This is a genomic window from Immundisolibacter sp. (assembly GCF_028696615.1).
GTDB lineage: Bacteria > Pseudomonadota > Gammaproteobacteria > Immundisolibacterales > Immundisolibacteraceae > Immundisolibacter.
On the sequence record NZ_JAQVGQ010000250.1, the window covers coordinates 1 to 3,492 of the forward strand.

Sequence of the window (3,492 nt, forward strand, 5' to 3'; positions counted from 1 at the left end):
GTGGCTACACAAATGGATAGCCTTGAGACCATCCTCGCAATCGGCCGCCCGGACCCGGCCGACGCCGGGCCCGGGGCGTCATTCAGGCCGCCGGCTGCTCCAGGCTGTAGTCCGGCACTTCCACTTCGACGTCACCGTCCAGCAGCTTGGTGACGCAGGACAGGCGCGCGTTCGGCGGCGCGCCCTCGGCCGCCAGCGTGCGCAGCTCGGTCGGGAACGGCGCACTCAGGTGCTCCATGCCGGACACGATCAGCACGATGTCCGACCCGCAGCTGCCGAGCCCGCAGGAGGTGTGGATGGGGACCCCGCCGCGGCCCTTGATGAGGCCGAGCAGGCTCGAGCCCGGCATCACCTTGCGCCACGGGCCGCCGTTGATGCGGATGCGTGCCACTGGGTTTGCCTCGGGGCCTTACCAGCGCGCCACGGCGTCGAACAGGCCGGTGCCGATGGCATTGGCCACCAGGCTGGCGCCGGCGATGCAGGCCTTCTGGGTGTTGATGTCGTCGTCGGCGACGTATTTTTCGAGCACCCGCAGGCCCTCGTTACCGTGCTCCATCTCGACCTCGCCGCCGTGGATACGGAACCACTCGGCGTCTTCCTCGGCCAGGCCGTAGTGCTTGATGGCCGCCTCGCCGATGCGCCCGAACACGGCCGGCACCACGCTTTCCACGCCCACCGCGGTGGCCGCCATGCCCTCGATCCACGGCCGGTGGAACACGTAGCCCTCGATCACCATGCGCAGCATGTGGATGTAGGGATCGTAGTCGAACGACACCCAGTCCGGGCCTTCCAGAATCGCGTCGCCGGGACCGCCCAGCGCATTCACCGCCTGCGCCAGCAGGAACGGGTGGTCGCGCTCGATGTAGGCGTTCTCCAGCAGCGCGGCCTTGACCTGGTGGTCGTTCTTGGGGCAGCCGGCGGCCAGCGCCGACACGTACTCCGGAAAGCCGGTGATGACCCAGCACAGGTTGGCCATCATGCGGGCGAACTTGTCCTTGGGCAGGCGGCCGGCCTCGATGTCCTTGAGCACCGGATGCGCCAGCGCGGCGGCGGCGACCGGCTCCAGGATGTCGTTTTTGAGATGCCTCAGCCAGTCGGCTTTGACGTCGATGAGGTAAGCGGTGTGAACGTCTTGGGCTACGGTAGCCATGTGTGCTCCTCCGATGCGGATGATGCCGTCGTGGCCGCGAGCCGGCGGCGGCGTAATCGAACCGTACGGCCTACCCATCCGTGGCGCCGTGCGTGCGATCCCTGTCGTCTGCGGCGGCCTCCTGCCGCGCCGTCCTGCCGCCCGACCCTGGGCGGCGCATCAAAAAACCCGGTGCCGGCGGCAGGACGGCCGCCGGCACAGCAGCCCTCGACTCAGGCCGAGCCCGCCTTGACGGCGGTTTCGTCTTCCGGCGCCACCATGTCGAGGTCCATGCCAAAGCCGGACGCCTCCACCTCGTGGCCCCAGATGTCGGCCGAGTAATACTCCTGCTGGCTTGGCGCGCTGCGGGCGCCCCAGCCGATCTCGGACAGCCAGCCGGACGGATTGCCGCAGTAGAAGGTGACCGCCTGATCGTTGGAGTGCTTGCCGATGTCGATGCCGACCGGAATCTTGCGCGCCCGCACCGCGTGGTAGGCGACGCCCAGGTCGTTCAGGTCCGTGTACTCCAGCATCAGGTGGTTGATGCGCTTTGGCATCGGGCCGCCCAGGAAGGCCACCGAGTGCTGGCGCGCGTTGCAGTGCATGAAGGTCGGCATCACCACCGAGCCGTCCGGCTGGCGCAGCTTGTATTCCACCGAGCCGCGCATGCCGAACACCTTGGTGTAGAAGTCGTAGGCGGCCTTGACGTCGCTCTGGCGCAGGATGCAGTGGCCGAGGCCCTGATCGCCGGTCACGAAGCGGCCGAACATCGGCCGGCCGGGGTGGAACGGCCGGAAGGTCATCACTTCGGGACCGTAGAACACTTCGGTCGGGTTGCCGCCCGGGTCGGTCAGCTTCAGCAGCCCCAGCACGCGGCGCTCGTCGCACTCGGCGCTGCTCGCCCAGCGGTACGGCACCTTGGCGGCCTCGAGCTGGGCGGCCATCTCTTCGAGCTCGTCCGGGCCCGGCACGCGCCAGCCGATGTAGGCCAGGTCGTCCTCGTTGCTCTTGTGCAGCACGAAGCGGTGGTGCCACTCGTCCAGGCGCAAATACTTGCGGTCGCCCTCGCCGGCGTCGTGCAGCTCCATGCCGATGATTTCGGTGGCAAAGCTCTCCCACGCCGCCATGTCGGTGACGTTGAAGCCCATGTAACCGAGTTCCGTGACCTTGACCATTGCTATCTCCCCGCCGGTGACGATGCGCCGCAGCCGCTGTGCTGCCGACTGTGCGGCATTACGCCACGCGCGCTGCGGCGAAACTTGACCCACGTCAGGCCCGGCGCTCGCTGTACCGGCGCGGCGGCCATCGCTTATCCTGCCGAACGACCAACAGGCCAAGCCTGACGGGCCGAGCCACGTACCCACTCGAGAAGGAGAAACCCGCCCATGAGCGAACCGCAGGTCACCTATGCGCGTGACGGCCACGTCGCCATCCTCACCATGAACCGCCCCGAGGCCATGAACGCCATGTCCGTGGCCATGCTGACCGACCTCACCGCGGCGGTGCGCCGCTACGCCGAGGACGACGAGGCCTGGGTGGGCGTGCTGCGCGGCGAGGGCCGGGCGTTTTGCACCGGCGGCGATCTGAAAGAAGCGCTGGAGCTGATCGGCGACCGGCCGGAAAACTTCTACGTGATGCCGCGCCAGGGCCTGGAAGCCTTTGCCCTGGTGCGCGCGACGCCCAAGCCCATGATCGCCGCCGTGCACGGCTACTGCATGGCCGGCGGCCTGCTGCTGGCGAATGCCTGCGACCTGATTGTGGCCGGCGAGTCGTGCAAGTTCGGCATTCCGGAAACCTCGGTCGGCATGCCGACCATGGGGTACCTGGACCTGTGGAAGTACATGGGCCCGCGCGTGTTCATGGAAAAAGTACTCACCGCCGAGCCGTTCGGCGCCGCCGAGGCCAAGGCCTGCGGTCTCATCAACCGCGTGGTACCGGACGATCAGGTGCAGGCCGAGGCGATGAAGCTGGCACAGAAAATCGCCAGCAACTCGCCGCGCTCGGTGGCCGCCCACACGCAGGCCGTGCGCCTGTCGGTCAAGTACAACCGCGAGGTGCTGGAAGAGTTCCAGCGCCAGATCTGGGACCCGGTGGTATTCGGGCAGGACATCCAGGAGGGCCTGTCGTCGTTTCGCGAACGCCGCAAGCCGCAGTGGAAGAACCGCTGAAGAGCGGCATGGGAGCGCTGTAGGAGCGGCTTCAGCCGCCAAAACGCGACGTCCCAAGGCGGGAAGATTCGCGGCTGAAGCAATGGTTTGAATGGCTTGGCAGCGGCTGGGACAGAACCCCGCCCAGCGCAGGAGGAACGCCATGCTCGAACTCACCGAACCCGAACACATCCGCCTGCTGCGCGATCAACTACG

Annotated in this window: 4 protein-coding genes; 1 reads left to right on the forward strand and 3 read right to left on the reverse strand. The window is 67.5% G+C overall.

Annotated elements, in window-relative coordinates:
* Positions 1–82: 82 nt before the first annotated feature.
* The 3 genes from PHC73_RS12620 to bphC form a co-directional block, all read right to left on the reverse strand.
* Positions 83–391 carry a 2Fe-2S iron-sulfur cluster-binding protein gene (locus PHC73_RS12620; RefSeq protein WP_300128862.1) on the reverse strand — a complete coding sequence of 103 codons (309 nt, stop codon included), beginning with the start codon at positions 389–391 and terminating at the stop codon, positions 83–85.
* Positions 392–409: 18 nt separating this feature from the next.
* Positions 410–1,150 (reverse strand): TenA family transcriptional regulator, encoded by a 741-nt coding sequence (locus PHC73_RS12625; RefSeq protein WP_300128864.1) that lies wholly within the window; start codon positions 1,148–1,150, stop codon positions 410–412.
* A 212-nt stretch (positions 1,151–1,362) separates the two neighbouring features.
* Positions 1,363–2,304, reverse strand: coding sequence for a biphenyl-2,3-diol 1,2-dioxygenase (bphC, locus tag PHC73_RS12630; protein WP_300128867.1), 942 nt, complete (start codon positions 2,302–2,304; stop codon positions 1,363–1,365).
* A 210-nt stretch (positions 2,305–2,514) separates the two neighbouring features.
* Between bphC and PHC73_RS12635 the strand changes: the two genes are divergently transcribed.
* Positions 2,515–3,297: an enoyl-CoA hydratase/isomerase family protein gene (locus PHC73_RS12635; protein WP_300128870.1), complete on the forward strand. Its 783-nt coding sequence runs from the start codon at positions 2,515–2,517 to the stop codon at positions 3,295–3,297.
* Positions 3,298–3,492 lie beyond the last annotated feature (195 nt).